Origin of the sequence: Cytobacillus sp. FSL R7-0680 (genome assembly GCF_038009245.1) — a bacterium.
Classification (GTDB): Bacteria; Bacillota; Bacilli; order Bacillales; family Cytobacillaceae; genus Cytobacillus; species Cytobacillus kochii.
Window position 1 is genome coordinate 1,169,376 of the sequence record NZ_JBBPAO010000001.1, and the last position, 22,115, is coordinate 1,191,490.

21 protein-coding genes and 1 riboswitch are annotated in these 22,115 nt (G+C 37.9%); of the genes, 3 read left to right on the forward strand and 18 right to left on the reverse strand.

Translation table 11 applies throughout. From position 1 onward, the window contains the following. Positions 1-8 precede the first annotated feature (8 nt). The 18 genes from MKY26_RS05925 to MKY26_RS06010 form a co-directional block, all read right to left on the reverse strand. Complete coding sequence (locus tag MKY26_RS05925) at positions 9-212, reverse strand: DUF3906 family protein (RefSeq protein ID WP_095373296.1); 204 nt, start codon at positions 210-212, stop codon at positions 9-11. Next, positions 196-1,827 (reverse strand): nitrite/sulfite reductase, encoded by a 1,632-nt coding sequence (locus tag MKY26_RS05930; protein WP_095373295.1) that lies wholly within the window; start codon positions 1,825-1,827, stop codon positions 196-198. Before MKY26_RS05930 ends, MKY26_RS05925 begins: the two co-directional genes overlap by 17 nt. A gap of 3 nt (positions 1,828-1,830) precedes the next feature. Continuing rightward, entirely contained in the window at positions 1,831-2,436 is a 606-nt protein-coding gene (gene cysC / locus MKY26_RS05935) for an adenylyl-sulfate kinase (protein ID WP_322909326.1), read from the reverse strand. 6 nt (positions 2,437-2,442) lie between these two features. Further along, complete coding sequence (gene sat / locus MKY26_RS05940; RefSeq protein ID WP_341093148.1) at positions 2,443-3,597, reverse strand: sulfate adenylyltransferase; 1,155 nt, start codon at positions 3,595-3,597, stop codon at positions 2,443-2,445. A 14-nt stretch (positions 3,598-3,611) separates the two neighbouring features. Then, the gene (locus MKY26_RS05945; RefSeq protein WP_095373293.1) at positions 3,612-4,331 is read right to left on the reverse strand and encodes a phosphoadenylyl-sulfate reductase; all 720 of its coding nucleotides are present in this window, start codon (positions 4,329-4,331) and stop codon (positions 3,612-3,614) included. 163 nt (positions 4,332-4,494) lie between these two features. Beyond that, positions 4,495-4,599, reverse strand: a riboswitch (SAM riboswitch). 441 nt (positions 4,600-5,040) lie between these two features. Next, entirely contained in the window at positions 5,041-5,979 is a 939-nt protein-coding gene (locus MKY26_RS05950; protein ID WP_322909329.1) for a hydroxymethylglutaryl-CoA lyase, read from the reverse strand. Between the two features lie 12 nt (positions 5,980-5,991). Next, complete coding sequence (locus MKY26_RS05955) at positions 5,992-7,203, reverse strand: CaiB/BaiF CoA transferase family protein (RefSeq protein ID WP_307313966.1); 1,212 nt, start codon at positions 7,201-7,203, stop codon at positions 5,992-5,994. Between the two features lie 36 nt (positions 7,204-7,239). Then, positions 7,240-8,568, reverse strand: coding sequence for an MmgE/PrpD family protein (locus MKY26_RS05960; protein ID WP_341093195.1), 1,329 nt, complete (start codon positions 8,566-8,568; stop codon positions 7,240-7,242). A 20-nt stretch (positions 8,569-8,588) separates the two neighbouring features. Beyond that, a complete protein-coding gene (locus MKY26_RS05965) occupies positions 8,589-9,326 on the reverse strand; it encodes an IclR family transcriptional regulator (RefSeq protein WP_307313961.1) in 738 nt (245 codons plus the stop codon). 46 nt (positions 9,327-9,372) lie between these two features. Next, positions 9,373-10,083: an ABC transporter ATP-binding protein gene (locus MKY26_RS05970; protein WP_307314796.1), complete on the reverse strand. Its 711-nt coding sequence runs from the start codon at positions 10,081-10,083 to the stop codon at positions 9,373-9,375. Continuing rightward, positions 10,083-10,811, reverse strand: coding sequence for an ABC transporter ATP-binding protein (locus MKY26_RS05975; protein ID WP_341093222.1), 729 nt, complete (start codon positions 10,809-10,811; stop codon positions 10,083-10,085). The genes MKY26_RS05970 and MKY26_RS05975 overlap by 1 nt, the downstream gene beginning before the upstream one ends. Beyond that, on the reverse strand, positions 10,783-11,796 hold the full coding sequence (locus MKY26_RS05980; RefSeq protein WP_341093228.1) for a branched-chain amino acid ABC transporter permease: 1,014 nt from the start codon (positions 11,794-11,796) through the stop codon (positions 10,783-10,785). The genes MKY26_RS05975 and MKY26_RS05980 overlap by 29 nt, the downstream gene beginning before the upstream one ends. After that, the gene (locus MKY26_RS05985; RefSeq protein WP_307313952.1) at positions 11,793-12,662 is read right to left on the reverse strand and encodes a branched-chain amino acid ABC transporter permease; all 870 of its coding nucleotides are present in this window, start codon (positions 12,660-12,662) and stop codon (positions 11,793-11,795) included. The genes MKY26_RS05980 and MKY26_RS05985 overlap by 4 nt, the downstream gene beginning before the upstream one ends. A 212-nt stretch (positions 12,663-12,874) precedes the next feature. Continuing rightward, positions 12,875-14,077 carry an ABC transporter substrate-binding protein gene (locus MKY26_RS05990; RefSeq protein ID WP_341093250.1) on the reverse strand — a complete coding sequence of 401 codons (1,203 nt, stop codon included), beginning with the start codon at positions 14,075-14,077 and terminating at the stop codon, positions 12,875-12,877. Positions 14,078-14,098: 21 nt separating this feature from the next. Next, positions 14,099-15,481 carry a dihydroorotase gene (locus tag MKY26_RS05995; protein WP_340974870.1) on the reverse strand — a complete coding sequence of 461 codons (1,383 nt, stop codon included), beginning with the start codon at positions 15,479-15,481 and terminating at the stop codon, positions 14,099-14,101. A gap of 16 nt (positions 15,482-15,497) precedes the next feature. Continuing rightward, positions 15,498-16,181, reverse strand: coding sequence for an isochorismatase family protein (locus tag MKY26_RS06000; RefSeq protein ID WP_340974873.1), 684 nt, complete (start codon positions 16,179-16,181; stop codon positions 15,498-15,500). Further along, on the reverse strand, positions 16,178-17,560 hold the full coding sequence (locus tag MKY26_RS06005; protein ID WP_307313942.1) for an FAD-dependent oxidoreductase: 1,383 nt from the start codon (positions 17,558-17,560) through the stop codon (positions 16,178-16,180). Before MKY26_RS06005 ends, MKY26_RS06000 begins: the two co-directional genes overlap by 4 nt. A 127-nt stretch (positions 17,561-17,687) precedes the next feature. After that, positions 17,688-19,010 (reverse strand): MmgE/PrpD family protein, encoded by a 1,323-nt coding sequence (locus MKY26_RS06010; RefSeq protein WP_340974875.1) that lies wholly within the window; start codon positions 19,008-19,010, stop codon positions 17,688-17,690. Positions 19,011-19,236: 226 nt separating this feature from the next. Here MKY26_RS06010 and MKY26_RS06015 point away from each other — a divergent pair, with 226 nt between their 5' ends. The 3 genes from MKY26_RS06015 to MKY26_RS06025 are packed head-to-tail and all read left to right on the forward strand — an operon-like array spanning position 19,237 to position 21,737. After that, positions 19,237-19,998, forward strand: coding sequence for an IclR family transcriptional regulator (locus MKY26_RS06015; protein WP_340974878.1), 762 nt, complete (start codon positions 19,237-19,239; stop codon positions 19,996-19,998). A 6-nt stretch (positions 19,999-20,004) separates the two neighbouring features. Beyond that, positions 20,005-21,249 (forward strand): 3-isopropylmalate dehydratase large subunit, encoded by a 1,245-nt coding sequence (locus MKY26_RS06020; protein ID WP_340974881.1) that lies wholly within the window; start codon positions 20,005-20,007, stop codon positions 21,247-21,249. Further along, on the forward strand, positions 21,246-21,737 hold the full coding sequence (locus MKY26_RS06025) for a 3-isopropylmalate dehydratase small subunit (protein WP_307313932.1): 492 nt from the start codon (positions 21,246-21,248) through the stop codon (positions 21,735-21,737). Before MKY26_RS06020 ends, MKY26_RS06025 begins: the two co-directional genes overlap by 4 nt. The last annotated feature ends 378 nt before the right edge of the window (positions 21,738-22,115 follow it).

The following is a 22,115-nucleotide window of genomic DNA, read 5'->3' on the forward strand; positions in this document are numbered from 1 at the left end:
CGCCTCCATTATTCATCTAATATAAAACCGATTTTTTTCGTTATTCGTTTCTTTTCTCTTAACGTGACCTCGTCTATTTCTGGCAATTTTAAATAATATTTTTCTAGTTCAATATCTAATTGGGTAAATGCTTCATCATCAGAATCAGCTACAATGACTGCTGGAATTTCCTTATTTACCAATGACAATTCAAACCTATATAGAAAGGCCATCTTTATGATTCTCCAATACAATATTTAGTTGATCTTGCAAAGATTGTGTGCCATTTCTTTGTACAAAAGTATAAAAGTTCTCACCTGCCATTTTTTCTTTATTAAAAAAATGTAGTAGATGTTCAAGTGTATCTGTGAGGAAGTTGGCTGGTACTTTTCCTTTTAACTTTTTGTTAAACTCTCCGCCAGATTCTAACGTTCCTCCAACATACACTTCATAAGCTTCTTCCATTTCCTTATTCTTGTTTCGTACCATCACACCTTGTAAACCGATATCGGCTATTTGCCGTTGACCGCAGGAATTCGGACAACCGATCATATGCATGCGTACCGGAACATCAACAGTTAAGCGACGATCGAGTTCTTCTGCAATTTGGCGCATTCTTTCCTTTGTCTCAACTAAGGCTAAGTTACAAAATTGGATACCTGTGCAAGAAACGGAATGTCCGATGAAAGAATTCGGATTCACTGTAATTCTATTAAAAATGGGCTCGGCTAGTAGCGATTCTACATGTTCTTCTGGGATATGTGGAATAATCAAGTTCTGTGAATTACATGTTCTAATTTCACCTTGACCATATTGATCAGAGATTCGAACAAGTTCAAATACTTCATCAGCTGTTAAACGGCCGACAGGTACATTAAAACCGATGAACTTAAGCCCTGATTGTTTCTGATCATGGACGCCATAGAAATACCCTGCATTCCATTTCTTCACGGGTTCAACTCCTTTAGAAGGCAATTCCCCTGTATATTCTTCAAGTTTTTCTTTAAATTTCTCTACACCCCAGTCAGCAATTAAAAACTTTAATCTAGCACGATGACGTTTATCTCGATAACCGTAATCTCTAAATATTGTCGTTACGGCAATAGCAATCTGCAACACTTGCTCTTTTTCTACAAATATATCAACGGTTTCTGCCAGAAAAGGCTTAGCAGATAGGCCTCCCCCTACTTTTAAATGAAAGCCTTGTTTTACTTCACCATCAATGTTTTTTTCAGCCGGTGTAAAAGAGACACAGTTAATTTCTGCATTAGCGGCGTTGTGTAAGTTTGTACTGATAGACATCTTATATTTTCTTGGTAAATTCGAAAATTCCTCATTAAATTGAAAATACTCATACACTTCTTTGACAATATCTCTCGTATCAAATAATTCGTCAGGGTCGATGCCTGCAATCGGATTTCCGACTATATTCCTCGTTATATCCCCACATGCACCAGCACTGGAAAGGCCAACACTTTCTAGTCTTGTAAAAATATCAGGGATTTCCTCAATTGTTAACCAGTGAAATTGAATCGCTTGTCGCGTCGTAATGTCGAAAATCCCGCGACCATAATCTTTGGCAATACCAGCAAGAATATTCGCTTGTTCCTTCGTTAAAATTCCTGAAGGTACATTTACGCGCATCATAAAATAACCTGCTTCTTTAGGCTTTTGCAAATACAAGCCTGCCCATTTGAAAAGATCCCATTGGTCTTTAGGAATAGACGAGAAGCCATTCTTTGCATAATGTGGAATGTCTTCATAAATTTTCAGTCCATCTTTTTCGAGTTTAGCTATTTCGCTTTTGTTTAGTTTTTCATTATTTGACCAATGCTTTGTATAAGCCATTGCCTACAACTCCTTAATGATTTGTTGTTGTTGCAAAAACGATAGTATTTCAGTTATGGCTTCCTCAACTGATAACCGGTCGGACCTAATAGTTAAATCCGGATGTTTAGGAGGCTCATAAGGTGAATCGATTCCGGTGAAGTTTTTTATTTCACCTCTTCGCGCTTTCTCGTATAATTTCTTCGGGTCTCTTTTCTCACATTCTGCTAACGGGCAGTCAATAAATATTTCAAAAAATTCATTGGAAGCAAACTGTTCACGTACACAATCACGGTCTGCGGAAAATGGTGAGATGAATGCCGTAACAACAATTGTTCCACTATCAACAAACAGTTTAGCTACTTCCCCAATACGGCGGATATTTTCTGTACGATCTTTTTCAGTAAAGCCTAAGTCTGCATTTAGACCATGTCTGATATTATCTCCATCAAGCACATATTCCTTTATGCCCTTCTCAAATAGTTTGGCTGATAAGGCATTCGCTAAAGTTGATTTACCAGAACCTGATAATCCTGTAAACCATAATGTGCAACTGCTATGTTGCTGTTTACTACGGCGCTCGTCTTTTGTAATCACGGCATCATGCCAAGTAAGGTTACGATTCGTCATATTCATTCACCCTCTCGTAACCGTTGCATCTGACTTTAATCCGTTAATCAATACATCAATCACTTCTTTACGACTAAATGTGGAAGGTGGCTGTTCACCCTTACTTAATAGCTCTCGTACTTTTGTACCAGATAAAATTACACGATCTTCCATTTCATGAGGACAAGTTTTATCTGAAGCCATTCCCTCGCAACGGTGACAATAGAAACTATGTTCAAAGAACAACGGTGTAATACCCAGCTCTTCTTTCGTAAAGTTGTGGAAAATTTCTTGGGCATCGTATGTACCATAATAATTGCCAACACCAGCATGGTCTCGCCCAACAATAAAATGTGTACACCCGAAGTTTTTTCTAGCGATAGCGTGAAAGATGGCTTCCCTCGGCCCAGCATATCTCATTGCTGCTGGGTATACACCGAGGTGAACACGTTCACGAGGGAAATATTCTTTTAAAAGAATGCGATAACTTTCTAAACGAATAGTTGCCGGGATATCATCTGCTTTCGTTTCACCGACTAAAGGGTTCACAAATAAGCCATCGACAGTCTCAAGGGCGGCCTTTTGAATATACTCATGGGCACGATGAATCGGGTTACGTGTTTGAAAGCCAACAATCGATTGCCAACCTTTTTCTACAAACAAAGCCCTAGTGTCTTTTGGCTCTAACCAAACATCTATAAAGTCTTTTTTCTCAGGTTTTCTTATAAGGGTGATCTCACCAGCTACGTAATGATTGCCTCTTTCAAAAAGTCGTTTCACACCTGGATGCGCATGGTCGTTAGTTTGATAAACATGATGTGCCTCTATCTCTAAATCTGGTCTAAACCATTCCGACACTGTGATGACTCCATAAGTTGTATTCTCGAAATCCAAGCGATATTGTTCCCCTTTATCGAGTTGTTCTGCAACCGATAGATCAACAGGTAATGTAATGGGAAGTGACCAAACCGTGCCATCACTTAATCTCATTTTCTTCACGACAGATTCATAATCTTCTTTGCCTAAGAAACCGGTTAGTGGGCTAAATAGGCCAATAGCAATCAACTCTAAATCACTTAATGCAATTCGGTCGATTGCGATTGTTTTTGTCACTTTAGCTAGATCGAATTGTGGTTCATATTTTTGAATTAATGTTCCTCCATGTGGACTAGGTAAGCTCATTTGTTTACTCCTTTTTATGAATTAGTATGCAAGCCGCATTCTGTTTTCGTTAAGCCTTGCCAACGACCCGCGCGGGAATCAGCGTCTTCATTTGTTGGTTGCGTGCAAGGAAAACACCCAATACTCGGATAGTTCACATCATGTAAAGCATTATAGGGTAATTGTTTTTCTTTGATATAATCCCAGACATCTTTCGTCCGCCAATGAATAAGTGGACAAATTTTGATGTTTGTGAATTTCTCATCCTTGTTCACAAAATTAGTATACTTTCTTGTGGGTGACTGTTCGCGCCTAAGACCTGAAATCCACGCTTTTTTTCCCACCATTGCTTCTTGTAAAGGTAGTATTTTACGTATTTGACAGCATTGATTCGGATCTTTTTTCCACAATGCCGACTCGTAACGAGCGGCTTGTTCATCTAATGTTAAATGAGGTTTTTTCATTTCAACTTGAAGCGCTGGAAAACGTTTTTTTATATCTTCAATCACTTGATAAGTTTCAGGAAAGTGTAAATCCGTATCAAGAAAAACCAACTTAGCCTCTCTTTTGATTTGCGTAATTAAGTCGATAAGGACGATGGCTTCGGCACCAAAACTAGAAGCATACACAATTTCATCCTCGTTGTACGCGTGATAGGCCCACTCTAGAACAGACAAAGCGCCTTTCGAGTGATCATCGGTAGTAAAGCTTGCAGAAATATCCTGCCAGTTCTCATAAGTAATCGCCTGTTGCATTTCATCCCTCCTTTTCCGATAAAAAAAGACGGCATTTCCCCATTGAAGGAAAATGTCCGCCTTTAGTTGTCTAATCAGCGAATGACTATTATTTTTTAAGAATCACCTCTTATACAAAAAACACCTTTTCAATAAGAAAAGGTGTGAGATAACGATTCATGACACCTTATCTTTCAAAATGAATCAACATTTTGCTGGAATTAGCACCTTGCATTAAGCAGGTTGCCGGGTTTCATCGGGCCAGTCCCTCCACCTCTCTGGATAAGAAAATATTGGATAAGATAAATCCTAACATACTATCAATAAAAGTCAATACAAAAATCTAATTTTTATGATTTGTCAGAATTATTTAATTGAAACTCATGAATATACATAAACGTTAAGAAAAAGTTAATTTCTTCTGAGAGCGCTTCTCAAATATCCTCATAAAAGAAATAACGTTTTATAAAGGATGTAACTGCCGTTAATAATTAGTTAAAGATATAGTAAAAAACATGGTATGAGCTTCTCTTTTGATGGTCTCAATTGTTCTTTGAAATTAAAATCGAAAATAATCATATTAGGAGAATTATATACTGCATTTACAACTAAAAGATTTCCTCCAAAAGCTGCCCTTGAAAAATTAAAGACATAATACTTCTCACTTAGCTAAAAGTAAAATTCAATCTATCTTCATTCTCTTAAAGGAGGATTAATAAGAATAGAAGTTTTATCCCAACTTTTCTTGGGTTTTTGGAGCTAGGTGTAAGTCAGAACATTTACCAGCCTTCAAAATAAAGCTATCAGAATATTCAGGATATTTAATCTCTATTTTTTTTCCTAGCTTAATGACTTTATCCAAATCTACACCTGTTGAAATACCCATCTCTTCAAAACCATGAATAAGGTCTTCAGAGGAGATATTTCCAGTGGCGTTTGGTGCATAAGGGCAGCCACCTAGTCCAGCAATCGAGCTATCAAAATCCCGAACACCCATTTCATAGCCTGCTACGGCATTGGCAAAAGCCATACCTCTCGTATTATGCAAATGTAAGGATAAGGATAATTCTGGGAATTTACTAGTGAGATGCCCAATAATGCGCTTAACTTTTACCGGATTCGCCATCCCTGTTGTATCAGCTAACGATAACTGGTATATTCCCATATCTATATATCTTTTGCAAATCTCTTCAATTCTTACCAAAGGTACATCCCCTTCGTAAGGACATCCAAATATGACAGAAATGCTGCCTGATACACCCATAGAAGCTTCTGTTGCGCGTTTTACTAGAGGTTCAAAACCTTTCATTGCATCGAACGTTTTGCTATTAGCGTTACTGATACTGTGGGAATCTGTTGCTGAAAGCATTAGTTTTACTTTATCTACTTCTGCTTCAATCGCTCTTTCTAATCCTCGTAAATTCGGGACAAGCGCACGTAGTTTTACCCCTTGCTTGCGCTTTATTTTTTGCAGTACTTCAGCAGCGTCCGACAGCTGAGGAATCGCTTTTGGGTGAACAAAAGATGTGACCTCAATTTGCTTGAAACCGCAGCTAATCATTGAATTAATCAATTCGACCTTTTCTTCTGTAGGAATGATTTCTGCCAGACTTTGAAAGCCATCGCGGGGGCAAACTTCAGAAATAATGACCTCTTCTTTCAAATTCATGTTTTTCCCTCCTTAGATTACGTTATTTTCTTTTAAAATCTCAATTTCTTCATGATTATAATTAAGAATGCCAGAAAGGATTTCCTCATTGTTCTCTCCCAAATCTGGGCCTACATTTCGAACAGCCCCAGGTGTCTCAGAGAATTTAGGGATGATACCAGGCATTTTTATTTTTCCTAGACGAGGGTGGTCAACCTCTATGATATTTTGTCGTTCTTTATAGTGAGTGTCTTCGAAGATATCTTTAATACTATATATTGGACTAATTGGGACCCCATAGTCATCTAGCAGATTCTGCAATTCTTCTCTATTAAATTGTTTCACCCAATCGGCAACAATTCCGTTTGTTTCCTCAAATCGGCTAAGGCGGGCGGCATTATTATGATATCGCTCATCTTCAAGCATATCTTCCCTGCCCATTGCAGCTGCTAAACGTTCAAATGTACGATCAGAGCTAGTGACAAGAGACATCCAGTGACCATCTTTTGTTTGAAATGTTCCTGCCGGACTGGAGTGTCCGCTCAAACCTGGCGTACGCTCTTTCACGATTTGCTTTTGATCATATTCCGCAATAAGAAATTCCATCATTCTAAACATAGATTCATATAATCCGATATCAATATATTGTCCTTCCCCTTGTTCTGCTGTATCACGATGATATAGACCTGTAACCGTTGCAAAAGCAACGTAAATACCCGTCACATAATCTGTTAATGAAAAAGACGGACTAATGGGAGGTCGATCCGTGTATCCATGTAAATAAGTAAATCCACTATAGGCAGTCGCTGGTGTACCAAATCCTGCTTTGCTGGCATTTGGACCTGTCTGACCATACCCTGTAACCCTTGTCATGATTAAGTTCGGATTCTCTTTCTTTAAATTTTCGTATCCAACCCCCCATTTTTCCAACGTTCCTGGTCTGAAGTTTTCTATTACTACATCTGACACTCTAACAAGCTTTCTTAAAATTTCTTTCCCTTCTTCTTTATGCAAATCTAAAGTAAGTGATTTTTTATTTCTTGCTAAAGCTGGCCACCTTAATGGTTCATCCTCACGAAAAGGACCCATGCCTCTTAATGTATCCCCTTTACCGGGAATCTCTACTTTAATAACTTCAGCTCCAAAATCCCCTAGTAATGTAGCGCCAAAAGGTGCCGCAATCATTGTAGACAAATCTAACACTCTCTTACCAGTTAGAGGGCCATATTTCTGTTTATTATTCATTACTTTTAACCTCTCTTCTGTTTAAAAAATATACTTTTATTTCAACTCCAACAAAACAAATAGTTTCTCAATATTTGTTTCCGTTTCTAAATGAGTAATAAAATCAATTATTTTATCCTGTTGATTGCTGCTGTAGACGGCAGATGTCAAGGTCTTAAATTTTTCTATCAATTCGCTTTCAGATAGTTTTTTACCCGGCCCGCCCTTTGCAATGTCTACACGTTCGCTATATATATTTCCATATGAATCTATAATTTCCACTCGAGCGGGCATTTGAAGAGGATAGTCCTTTTCGAGCTCAGCAGAATATTGAACAAACACCTTTTTAGCGAACTCTTTTATCTCTTTATCCTTGTGTAGCTGATCTATGAAAACAGATTGATTCGCTTTTTGATGATAGAGCTGTACAGCAATAGCAAAAGGTATGCTAAACTTCGATGACAGTATATTTTCATAATCCTGATGTAATAAAGAGGATGCTCTTGCATAGGTAAATACGTTTATTTTTTCTATCTGATCTGGACCAAGTTGCTGTTTGTCAAGAATAGACTTAAAGGCATCAATAGGTGAATGCACATAACGACAAAAAGCATAGGGTTTAAAATAATTGAGTTCAATATCCCAGGGCACATTCTTACCCCTCTCTAAATCAGTCCAATTAAATCCACTGCCGAGAATAGTGGAAAACACAGTTGAAACATTATTTTTCGGCGCCAAATGATTGGTACGGGCAAATATCACACTCTTCATTCCCATTTCAATCGCATGGCCAGCGTAAATATTTCTAATTAATTTACCTTCTAATGCCGATGTCCATAAGGTTGGCAATGAGAAGCTAGCGCTTAGGTTCACACCTTCTTGAAATGTTGCTTCATCTGCTCCATCAATCATGAGTGCAGTTGCTGCAGCCCCCATTACTCCCCATGTACCATGAGCATGTGCTTCTGGTAATAGAGTAGTCGCTCTACCAAATCTTGAGCAGTATTCATAGCTTTTAATAATCATACTAATCAGTTCTTGTCCAGAAACATTTTTGCTTCTCTGAAGCATCGTGAGAATAACAGGAATCACATGAGCCGCAGGGTGGCCTTTACTATATTGGTTTCCTTCATCCATCTCTGTAGCCACACATGCCGTACCATGTACAAGTCCAGTACTATACATATCTGCATGGAGGGTAGTACCAAGCAGCTGATAGCTACCCGTTCCAGAAAATTGCTTAGCTAATTCGAGCGTATCTTGTTGCTGCATGCCAGCAATCAAAGCTCCTAATGTATCTAACAAGATCCATTTAGCTGAATCAATTGTTTCTTCATTAAAGTCTGACCAAACTGCATCATATATTGCTGAAGCTTTCTTGAACAATCGGCCTTCTCCCCCTTCTCTTATTCAAAATAACCTAGGTTGTTGCTGATTTGTCTAGCTCCCTCATTTATTTTTGCAATCAATTCCTCCTCATGTTCTGGCGTAAGTCTCTGGATAGGACCTGCAATCGTTAAGCTTGCGACCATCTCTTTGTTTTGATCAAATATAGGTGCAGCAATAGCAAAGCTCCCAGGAACCCTTTCACCTTTCGTAACACAGAAACCACGTTGGTTGATTTGATTGAGTTCTTCTCGTAGTGCTTGAATAGGGATAAGACTGTTTTGCATAGCTAGATTATCGAGTGTTTTTTCTCTGTCGGTTTCCTTCTCGAATGCAATCAATACCTTACCTGAAGCACCTAAATGAAGTGGCTTTCGTTCTCCAATTCTTACAAAGTTTCGGACATCCTGAGGACTATCAACCTTTTCTACGCATACTCGATTAAGGTCGTCCTTAATATTAAGTTCTACTGTTTCGCTTGTTTCTTCTACCATTTTTTTCATTATCGGTATGGCGACATGCCTAAAATCCAATTGGCTTTGAACAATGCTACCCAGCCTAAAAAAATTAACACCTAAAGAGTATCTATGAGTATCTTTGTTCCTTTCAATATAATCAAATTCTTCTAGTGCGTTGAGGATACGAAAGACGGTGCTTTTAGGGTATCCCAACTCCTCTTGTACCTCACTAATAGATAAGCTTGTTCTATTCATAGAGTACAAAGATAGTATTTTAGCCATTTTTTCAATTATTTTCATTTTGTGAACTCTCCAGTCTATCAAAAAACTATTCGGTGCAAGGGTCTTAATTGGCTAGACCTAAATAAGATTCTCTAAGTTTATTGTCCTGCAGCAAAGACTCTGCTGTACCTGACATCACTATCTCTCCATTTTCAATCACATATCCCCTATCAGACATGGATAATGCTTGATGTGCATTCTGTTCAACTAATAGGACAGTGACACCCTGTTGCTTAATTTCCTTAATAATGTCAAATACTTGTTTTGTTAATAAAGGCGATAACCCTGTAGAAGGCTCATCTAATAATAGAATCTTAGGTTGAGCCATCAGTGCTCTACCTATTGCAAGCATTTGTTGCTGGCCTCCACTGAAGCTTCCTGCCATCTGGTTTTCCCTTTCCTTTAAAATCGGAAATAGCTTAAAGCAGTACTCGATATTTTTCTTCATATTTTTACGTGCCCCTGAAGAATAAGCACCTAACTCTAAGTTTTCACGTATTGTCATTTCAGTAAATAACATTCTGCCTTCTGGCACCTGTATTAATCCTTCCTTGACAATATTTTCTGGTTGCATTTTTTGTATATGCTTTCCATTGAACTCTATTTGTCCATTGGTAGTAGAAATTAATCCAGATAAGGTCCTCAACAAAGTAGTTTTCCCTGCACCGTTCGTTCCTAGTATACTGACTAATTCACCGGAGTTCACTTCAAAAGTGATATTTCTTAAAACCTGTAAATTTCCATAACCTGCATTCAGGTTCGATACTCTTAGCATCATGATACTTCCTCTCCTAAATACGCCTCTACTACAGTTGGAATTTTCATTACTTCCTGCGGGTCTCCATCAGCTATTTTTTCTCCCAGATGCATAACAGCTAGACGATCAGATAGTGCCATCACCGCAGACATAAGATGTTCAATGAAGAAGATGGAAATTCCACTGTCTCTAATATTCTTAATAAGCTCAATGAATTCATTAACCTCAGATGGATTAAGCCCTGACATTACTTCATCTAAAAAAAGAACTTCAGGGCTTGTAGCAAGAGCTCTGGCTACTTCTACTTTCTTTTGATTTGGAAAGGTTAGGTCTTTCATTCTGGAATAGGCAAGAGATGAAATACCAATTAAATCTAAGTTTTCCAAAGCCAATCTTTCTGCTTCTTTATAACTTTTTTCTCGATTAAATGCGCCAACAATGACATTTTCTAACACTGTCAGATTGCCAAAAGGCTGCACAATCTGAAATGTTCTCGCAATCCCTTCTTTACATATATGCTCCGGTTTATTTCCAATTATCTCTTTACCATTATACTTAACAGATCCTTCCTCCGGTATGTGAAATCCACATACAGAATGGAATAAAGTTGTCTTTCCTGCTCCATTCGGACCAACCAGCCCAACAATTTCTCCTTTATTGAGCGTTAAGTTGACATTGTTTACTGCTACTAGGCCAGCAAAGCGTTTTGTCAATCCTTCAATTTTTAAAAGTTCCAACGTCTTCACTCCCTTTTATGCTATTATCTTTCTTTTTCTTTGCATTTTTTTCCTTCCCAAATTTATTTTGGAACCACCCAACAATTCCTTCAGGCAAGTACAGCATGACAAGAATTAAAATGACCCCGTAAGCCATTAAATTCGCTCCGACAAAGTTTCCAAATAAAGTGGTTGTAATCTCCCCAATTGGAATAATAATGAGTGAACCTACAATAGGACCTAAAACCGTTCCTGCCCCGCCAATGATAGCCGGTAACAAAATATTAATCGATACATCATTAGAAAAAGTCGTCGCAGGCTCAATAAAGAGCATATATTGTGCATAAAATGTACCTCCTATTGCTGTTAGGCTTGCACTGATTGCAATAGCAATCATTTTATTCTTATACGTATTTACACCTAGTGATTGGGCAGCATCTTCATTTTCGCGGATGGCGACCAAGTTATAGCCCAACTTAGAACGACTAATATAATAAACTAAAACAGTGACTGCGATAGCAAATAATAGAATGATGTAATAATAAGTGGTGCGTGAGCTAAATTGAAACATAAGGGGATCTGGTTTATACGGAATAAGTACACCAAGTGTTTTATTGAAAATGTCAAAATTCTGAATAATGATTCGCAGAATTTCCGCAAATGCAAGTGTTCCGAGCGAAAAGAACACACCTCTCAATTTGAATCTGAACGACAGATATCCAATAAATAGACCAATTAAGGCTGCAATTATGGCCCCTGCAAAAAGTCCAATCCAAGGCGATACACCAAGCTTTGTGAATAATATACTTGATGTATAAGCACCTGTTCCAAAAAAAGCTGCATGCCCAAATGAAAACTGGCCCGAGTAACCGCTTAGTATATTCCATGCTTGGCTCACCAATGCATAATACAAAATGAGAATGGCAATGTGCATGTAGTACTGGTCTTTTACAACAAGTGGAAAGAACGTAAAGATAAGTAATGCTAAGATGATTAGAATAGGAGATTTTCTCATCGTGCTTTCCCTCCAAATAAACCATTAGGTTTTGCCATTAGGACAATGACAAAAATAATATAGGTCATGAGTTCTTTTAAACTACCAGGTAAAAAAGCTCCTCCTAACGCTTCAGAAATGCCAATAATGAGCCCACCTATTATTGCACCGATAAAGTTGCCCAATCCGCCAAGAACTACCACAACAAATCCCTTTAATATAAAAGTGGCACCTACTGTAGGCGAAGTATAGAAAAATGGAGTAATGAGCGAACCAGCGATTGCTGCAAGTGAAGCGCCTAATCCAAAGGCAATATAGTTTATTCGGTTCGTGTTGATTCCTGATAGCATTGCACCGTTCCGATTGATTGAAGTTGCGCGTATCGCCTTTCCAAGCATCGTTTTTTTAAGAAATAAAAACAGGCCTATGGATAATACAATCGCTGCAATAAAAGCAATTAATTTTGGGACATTTACGCCTACTTCACCTATATTAAACGTTTGAATAAAACCTTCTAATTTTACGCTGCGAAAATCAGGACTCCATAATATTAACGCAAGGTTTTCGATAACAAGCATAATTCCAAGTGTCACTAGCAATTGATTATGCTCTGGCGCATTTAACATTTTAGATAAGATTGTCTTCTGAATGATCGCTCCAATGAAAAATAAGAAGATGGCGCTTAATGGTATTGATAAGTATGGATTTAGCCCAAGAAGGCTAAACGACCAGTATGAAATATACATACCTAACATTAATAATGCCCCTTGAGCAAAATTAATAATTTTCATTACCCCAAAGATTAAGGTGAGGCCTATAGCTACCAGTCCATAAATACCTCCCATTAAAATACCGTCCACCAAGGACTGTAAAATCAAAGTGAGCATCAACTTCCCTCCTATACCTAGTGTTTTTTATAAAAGAGAACCCATTTCGTTCCCTCAATCATCCTAATTTTGAAAGTTGGGGTGGAGTTTTCCGATATATGACGCAAGCTTCCAAATGAGATAAGAGTATACAACCGGCCACAAGTACAACTGAAGGCCCTAAATGTTAACATTGTCTATACATAGTACTCTCTCTTCGTTCCCTCTTTTCATTACTTTGCTGGTAATACAGCGTCGGCATTCTTGTATTCATCAGGGAAAATAACTTTAGTTTCACCGTTAATAATTTGATTTAAAACAGCCTGGGCATTTGCGTTTTGTCCACTTTTATCAAAAATAATTGAATCTTGAGGGAGAATATGCTCTATTAAATTTGTTTCGGATAAAGCCTTCTGAACTTTGGCCCGATCGGTTGATCCAGCTCTCTCTACTGCATCAATTAAGACTTTCGTGGCAGTATAAGAATAAGCTGCATTCGGCCCCATATGTTTATTAAATAGGTCCTCATACTTTTTTGAAACTTCAATTGCCAGGTTACTTTGAGGGTTGATAGAATAGTTGACATCCATAATATATTGATTGATTTCTGTTTCATCATTAATAAATGCCGTATTGCTAAAAGCTCCATTAGCAACACCGATTATTGCTTTAGGCTGAAAGTTAGATTGTTTTAATCCATTTACCAGTAGCGTGCCGTCACGCAAATAGGTTGTTGCGATTACTGCGTCAGGCTTGAGCCGATTAATTTTATTGATTGTCGATGATAAATCAGCTGTTGTTGCAGCGTGAGGGATGTTATCCAGCACTTCAATTTCGTGATCTGCTGCCCCTTTCTCTATCAAACTAGCAATACTTGTCCCAAAAACTGAGTCCTCATGAACAAGAACAACTGTCTCTAGAGGGGAATCACTCATTTCATTAAGCACATTAAAATAATCTAAAAAGTTCGCTGCCATAGTCGATGCTGGCGGCTGAACTCTGAAGGTGTATTTAAAGCCTCTCTTTGTAACTTCTTCGACTGTAGCAATATCGACAACGAATGGGATTCCTGCTCTTTCAGCTTCTTGGGTTGCAGGTAATGTAACACCACTTGAATAAGCGCCAATAACACCAACTACTTTTTCACGATCTAACCTTTGAATTTCAGACATCCCTTTTTCTGGTGCACCTTCATGATCAGCTTCTATTAATTCGACCTTTGCACCGCCTAAAGACTCGATTCCGCCTGCTTCATTAATTTCTTCAACTGCAAGTCTTGCTGCATCACGCATTTCCTGACCTTCATTAGCCAATGCGCCGCTTAATGGATGAAGTGCGCCGATTTTAACAATATTCTCATCGTCTGATTGTGCTTCTCCAGTACAACCTGTCAATATGAACAGCGTCGCCAGCATAAGAAAAACGATTTTTTTCAATTCCATCCCCCACTTTTATCATTAAATGGACCTTCTAACGAATTTACCTCTACCACTTTCCTTTGTTGGTATTCCATTGTTTACGATTACTTCTCCTCTACTGATGGTATACACTGGCCATCCTACGGTCTCAAATCCATCAAATATAGAATAATCTGAATTCGAATGAAGTACTTCTGGCGAAATCGTTTTGGCTTTAGCTAAATCCACAATGGCGAAATCAGCATCTGCTCCTATTTCAATTCGCCCCTTATTTTCCAAATTAAACGATTCAGCTACTTGATAGGAAGTGATATCAGCAATTCTTTCAAGCGGAATTCCTCTTTTCATATGACCTTCAGTAATCATCATTGGCAATAGTGCACCAGCACTTGGGAATCCGTACTCTGCTTCAAATACTCCATTCCCTTTAGAAAATTTGGTTGCAAGTGATCCAGGCACATGGTCTGTTCCAATTGCATTCACAATTCCTTCCTTAATCCCCTCCCATAAACGATCTGAATCGTATTGACCATGAATAGGTGGACCTACTTTTGCTTTTAATCCAGTTGAAGATTCTTCTGTTAAGTTCAAATAATGGGGACAAGTTTCTACCTTTACCCCTTTTTCAAGTAGCCAAGGCATCTTTTCAAGCACATCGATACTAGCACCTGACGTCAAATGCACAATAAAAACATTTCCACCAACAATGGAATTAATATACAATGTGCTTAGTAATGATTCTGCTTCCGCAAAACCAGGGCTTGTAAGAGACCATGTTTTTAATCCTTCTTCCGCACCTTCTTCTTTATACTTCTTAATCAAACTGCGATTAATATCCATATTCTCGCAATGAATCGCTAATAGCAGTTTAGGAGAGATAGATTTAAACTTCTCCAGAAGACGCATTAAATCATAAGAAGATAAGTTAATGCCATTGGATATTTTGAATTTATCATTTAATTGTCGTTCATAATTCCTAAAAAACTTAAATGATGTTAGCCCGAAACGTGTAACCGTCTCTTCAAGCTCATCAATGTGCTGTTCTGTCAAAATACCTAAGCTATATGTAAAGTCAATATAACTATGTTTTTCACCGATATCTTGTACTTTAGGAAAAAAATCTAAATAGCTAACTGGTTGCCGATCATAATTGACAATCGTTGTAATACCTCCAACGGCATGCTGTTTCGTATCAAGAAAATCTTTTTCAATTGAGTTATAGATTCCTAGATGCTGGTGGGCATCGATCACTCCAGGGAACACATGTAAACGGTTTGCATCAATTACTTCATCAGCTTCTATCTCTGTGTTCTGATTATAAATACCAGCAATTTTACCATTTATGACACCGATATCAACCGCCTTAACTCCTTCTTTAGGGAAGACGACTAACCCATTTTTAATCAGTTGATTAACCTTCAACTTTAACTCCTCCTTCTTAAAATTGTTTTAGATAATCGTAAATTTCTTCTGACGGTGATACGTCGCAATACTTCATCCATAGATCAAGTAGACCGGCTTTATGAGACAGTTCGATCCGATCATAAACACAGTCCTCCACAACAGCCACATTGAAATTATGCGTGACTGCATCTACGGCTGTTGCACGGACACATCCACTCGTCGAACCACCTACAATAATCAATGTATCGACGCCCATTTTTACTAGATAACTAATCAGTGGCGTACCAAAAAAGGCGCTTGCATAGCTTTTATCAACAACAAGATCCTTGCTTTCTGGCTCAAGTTCAGAAACAATTTGTGCCTCAGGCCTTCCGTCAATGTACTTAGAATTATCTCGTTCAGCTTTAACCGCAAATGAATCAAAATTGATGGTTTTCTTCTGCACATTCCTTGTATAGATTGTTGGTATATTTAATTGATCTGTCAGCTTTTTCATTTTCTTTATTTTCTCGATCGATTCCCATGCCTTTGCACCTCCCCCACTTGGCCATGTTTCAAGCTGATCTGCTATCGGAAGGTTTGCCCCTACATAGTTATGTTGAATATCTATAATAACAAGAGCAGGCTTTTTCCCTAATCCTCTCTTTTTTCCATATCCTCCTTTTTGAATTACCATTCTATCTACCTCAGTCAACATATCTTCCCATGGTCTAGTCATAATATTTCTATCCCTTCATTTAAAATTGATAGTGCCGCATGGTCTCCGGCAATTTTCCCGAAACCTAATGCAGCTAAGAGGCCGTTTCCTGACATATAACCATAAGAATGGTTACCTGAAATTCCAACCGCTGCCCCTCCGCCTGCATATAAATTCCTAATAGAATTACCATTCTTATTTATCACCTGTGCATTGGAATTTATTTGCAAACCTCCTTGTGTATGAAAAAGAGCAGGCGATACCTTGATCGCATAATAAGTTGGGGTAAGCTTCTTCGGCCATTCTGCTCTTCCATATGCATCTCTGCCTTCATCAACAGCTACATCAACTGATTCGAAAGTTTTTTGTAGATTTTCTGCAGGCAAACCTAACAACTTCGCTAACTTATCAATCGAATCACTTGTTTTAAAAGCTTTCATCCCAACAAGCTGGTTAAAATCTTCAATACTAATCAATTGATCGTATATATGCTGATCGAAAATAATATATCCGCATTGGCCAGGCTGACTTAATACTTGCACAGCGAATTCTGAGTATCCATGAGATTCATCGCCAAATCGCTCACCATTTTGATTGACCATAAATCCACCCATCATAACCGTTCCCCATGTAACTAAAATACCTTGTGATTTTGCAACAGCAGAGTGCCCTTGATAACTTGTTAAGGAGGCAAATGATGCCTCTACTTTCTCGCCCATCCTAATAGCATCACCTGTATTTGCTTCATAACCAAAATAGAGCGCATCTGCTATTTCAGGAATATATTTACGTACCATTTCTTTATTTGCCCCAAACCCATTTGTTGCTAGTATGACTTTTTTTGCTTTAATTCGCTGGACACCATCATCTGTTTTTACTTCTATTCCAATGACTTCTTTGTTCTCATTTGTTATTAATTCATTTACCTCTGATTTTAATAGCAAGTATATGTTGTCCCGCTTTGCAACAGCTTGTTTAAGCTTTTTTATTAGTTCTAATCCTGATCTCGAGGGCGGTGCATGCATTCGAAAATTCCTTTGACCAGGATATTTAAACTCTTTTACAAGTGAAAGCTGAATTTGCAACGTATCTGCCATCCACTCAATTAATGGGCCCGATTCTTTACATAAAGCTAAGGTTAAATCATAGTCACTTTCATGATGATTTTTCCTTAAGATATCCTCTGTCATCTCTTCTGCTGTCTCAAAAATTCCTTCCTCTTTCTGAAATCTTGTATTCGCTGCAGGAATCATTCCGGCACTGGCAGCTGTATTGCCCAAAACAAAATCTGTTTTTTCAAAAACTCCTACCTCTAAGCCTTTTTCAGCTGCTGCTAATGCAGCCACCAAGCCGCAACCACCAGCCCCTGCTACAACTACATCTAACTCAGCATCCCACATAATGTTGAATCCTCCAATTTGTTCCATATTGTGAAACTAGTTTCATTTAATTATCATAGTAACACTATAAAATAAATTGACAACTAAGATGTCATATTTATTTACAATATTTTTTATTTTGCAATAATTAATGAGCTGGCCTCAGCAATTCTGTGATTGTTGATATATCTTCCAATTCTTCTAAAGAAAGAATTTTTTCTATAAGATCCTTTGCACGCTGACAGCTAAGAACCTTTCCTAAAGTTCTTTCGCTTTTTTCTATTACTTTTTGTTCAAGTCCTACCTCATGAGCATCTCCGCTAGCTCCACTAACAGTCATCGTAAATTGCTGTTGATTTACCATTTTAAGTACAACACGTGAATCGCGTTGGTCAGGAAGCAATTTTGTCATATTAACATCCTCATGAACAAATACTTTCTTGGTAAAATTGAGCCTCTCTTCGTTCTGACTTTCCTTTGGATAAAATAAGCTTGCCACAGCATAAGGTATAGAAAATTTGCCTGCATATGGATTTTTCACATTTTGATTATTTAGCCTAGCTGCCATTGAATAGGTAAAGATATCTACTCTCTTCACATCTTTAGGGAGGATTGTTTCCATTTTTAATAGTTTAATTACTCCATCCATAGGAGAGTGGCAAAAACGACAAAAGTCATAAAATTTGAAATAAGTTTTCAGCAAGTAGTATTCAACGCCAAGATTTTCTATTAATTTTTCGCTTTGAAAACGCTTTCCTAATATTCCATCACCATAAATTTGCTTCATAGCGTTAGGACTGCTCGAAAAACCAGCTGTAATAAGATGGTCAATTAAAAATGAATGCATATTGTTCAAACCAATGTATACATCCCGTAACCGATGACCTTCTAACACAGGCTGCCATAAAGATACATTAGGCAATGAGCTACTTAAATAAAATCCTCGCTCGTAATCACTTGCATGATAGTTTTTCAGTTTACCTAAAGCAAATATAGCCCCAATTACTCCCCAATTTCCATGGGGATGTATGTCGTCGCGCAAGGTAATAGCTGCCCCTGCTCTAGTTGCAATCTCATAGGCGAGTATAAAGCTTTCTAAAAAACTTCTTCCATTGCAGTGACTCGTTTCAGCATAGGCCAATAAAGAAGGAAAGAAGTGACAACTTGGATGCCCTTTTGCTATCGGATTACCTTCATCCATCTCCTCACTCACCATTGCAATCCCATTAATAAAGGCTGCCATCTGAGGGTTAATAGAAGCTTGTCTGCCTACAATAGTTGCGTAGCCTTTATTGGCTTCATTCTGACTGATATCCTCTTGTAGCTTGAGCATATGTGAAGACTGATTTCCATGGATAATGGCAGTTATTGAATCAAGAATGATTAATTTCGCTCTCCGTTTTACTTCTTCTGATGCATTATGAAGTTGAAATTTGATTGCGTACTCACTTAAAACTTGTTGATATTCCATTCAGACACCTTCTATTGTTCCATATTATGAAACATGTTCTATTTTTTATAAATTCTATCACTATTTAAATTTTTAAGTCAATGAATTTCATTAAAAAGTTTTGAATTAATTTTAAATTTTAATAAATCTGATAATTGTATTGACTTCTACTAATACTTCCCTTACGATGTTTGTATGTTCGTATCGTGAACATGTTGTTCATAATATGTAATAAGGGGATTAAAAATTGAAAACAAATGAAACTGAAACGGTTCAATCTGTTGAAAGAGCGATTGAACTATTATATTGCTTCACAACACGAACACCGGAGCTTTCACTCAATGATATCGTCAAACGCACAGGGCTGAATCGGACAACGGTCTTTCGATTACTCTCTTCTTTGATGAAAAAAGAACTGATTAATAAAAATGCAGCTATGAATACTTACCGACTTGGTCTACCTTTTATACATTTCGCCCAGATTGTTACTGAAAATCTAGATTTAAGAAAAATGGCCCTGCCTATCATGAATGAGCTTAATGAGATTACGAAAGAAACAATAAGTTTGAATATCATACAAGGAGCTTCGAGAATATGTATTGAGAAATTAGAGGGAAAGGAAGATATTCGACAGTTTATCAACTTAGGCATTCCTTACCCTCTTTATAAAGGGGCTTCAGGTAAACTGCTGCTTGCCTTTTCTAAAGACGAACTAATTGAAGAAGTTATTGAAGGATCCGGATTGACGAAGAATGAGACAACAGAATTAAAAAAAGACCTCTTACTTTTCCAGGAGCAGGGATTTGCCTTCAGCATGGATGAACGAATTATCGGAGCATTTGCGATTTCCACCCCCATTTTAAATAGCCAGCAGCAGCTAATTGGCGGACTCTCTATCTCAGGGCTATCAGCAAGGCTAGATAATAATAAACAGTTATTTATAAAAGCAGCCATACAGTCAGCAAAAAAATTATCAGCTATGATGGGTTATCAAAAATTAGGAGGATGATTCATTATGGGACAAACCATTATTGAAAAAATCGTATCAGCACATGCAAATAAACAAGTTAAGCAAAATGAAATTGCAATTGTCAATGTCGATGGTGTGATGGCTACCGATACAACTGCCCCTCTTACAATTAAGGCCTTTCAGGATATGGGTGGATGGAAGGTATGGGATGCAAAAAAGGTTTTCCTTATTATTGACCATGCTGCACCAGCGCCTAACGAAAAAATCGCAAATCTTCATACATTCATGAGAGAGTTTGCGAAAGCTCAGAATATAAAGCTTTACGATATCGGTGAAGGCATATGTCATCAGCTGATGGTAGAAAATCATCATGTGAAGCCAGGTCAATTATTTTTAGGAGCGGACTCCCATACTTGTACATATGGTGCATTGGGTGCCTTTGCTACAGGTGTGGGTTCAACCGATTTGGCAGGAGTCATGTTGACAGGGCAAACTTGGCTAAAAGTACCTGCTTCATTCAAAATCACTTTGAATGGAAAGCTGCAACGAGGTGTGTCTGCTAAAGACTTAATTTTATATATCGTCGGTCAGTTAGGAATTGAAGGTGCAACCTATAAAGCAATCGAATTCACAGGCCCTGCAGTCGAATTACTTTCACTTGATGACCGGATGACTCTTTCCAATATGGCCATTGAAATGGGAGCTAAAGCTTGTTTTGTTGATACTACAGGATTAGAGCTTCCATACGATTTTGATCATATATATGGTGATGAGGATGCAGCGTATGAAAAAGAGTTTTTATTTAATGTCAGCCAAATTAATCCTGAAATTGCCATCCCTCATTCTCCAGACAATGTAAGAGATATTGCTGAAGCCATTAACACACCTATCCAAATGGCTTTTATCGGAAGTTGCACAAATGGCAGATTGCAAGATTTACATGCGGCAGCAGAGATTTTAAAAGGAAGGCATATTCATCCAGATGTTCGTCTAATCATTGCTCCCGCATCGCAAAAGGTATTACTAGATGCACTAAAGGATGGGACTGTGGAGATCTTAACTGCAGCAGGTGCATCCTTCATATCTTCAGGCTGCGGGCCATGTGTTGGGACGCACCAAGGGGTACCAGGGAACGGAGAAAACGTTATTTCGGCGACAAATCGTAACTTTCAAGGTAGAATGGGAAATCGTCACTCCAATGTATACTTAGCATCTCCAGCAACTGTTGCAGCCTCCGCCTTGAATGGAAAAATCACTGACCCTACAACACTAAAGGAGGCATTTTCTTGATTATTAAAGGTCAAACACATGTATACGGAGATAATATCGATACTGACCGGATTATACCCGGAAAATACACTAAAACACTAAATTTACAAGACTTAGCCGATCATGTCCTTGAAGATTTAGATCCTGAGTTTCGCACAAGAGTAAAACAAGGTGACATCATCGTGGGAGGAAGCAACTTCGGCTGTGGCTCATCAAGAGAACAGGCCCCTCTTGCGTTAAAAAAAGCAGGGATCTCTGCCGTTGTTGCGCAATCCTTTGCGCGCATTTTCTTCCGCAACGCAATCAACATTGGCTTGCCTGTTATTGAAGTGAAGGATCACTCTATCAATATGAATAATGAAGTAGAAGTAGATTTAAAGAACGGAAAAGTGACAAACTTATCAAAAAATGAAGTATATGAGGGGACACAAATCCCTGAGGTAATGGTAAAGATACTAAATGAAGGTGGATTAGTCCCTTATTTGAAGGAACATAAAACTTATTCTTAATCCCATTTTGGCGCTTTTTATTGACAATTATAAAAGAGATGAAAGACATAGATATATCATGCCTTCTTCTGTTCGACTATAAGGGAGCTTGCATGTACCACTGAAAATTAAGATTTCCAGTGGTACACTTGCTCGAATCGTAGGGCATTTATGCAAAACATTGTTTTTTATAATCAAAATACATGTAAAAATGAACTTAGGGAAAATAGCCAACTTATTCCTGGCTTACATATGTACAATTAATGAATAAAAAGCTCTCCTTTGTAGAAGCAAAATCGACGCCTTCCGATTCCATACCTAGCACATTGCCACTTCTTTTTGATTTCATCCCTCCTAGTGGTTTTTAGCTAAATCTCATTAATTATAATATTTTATTAT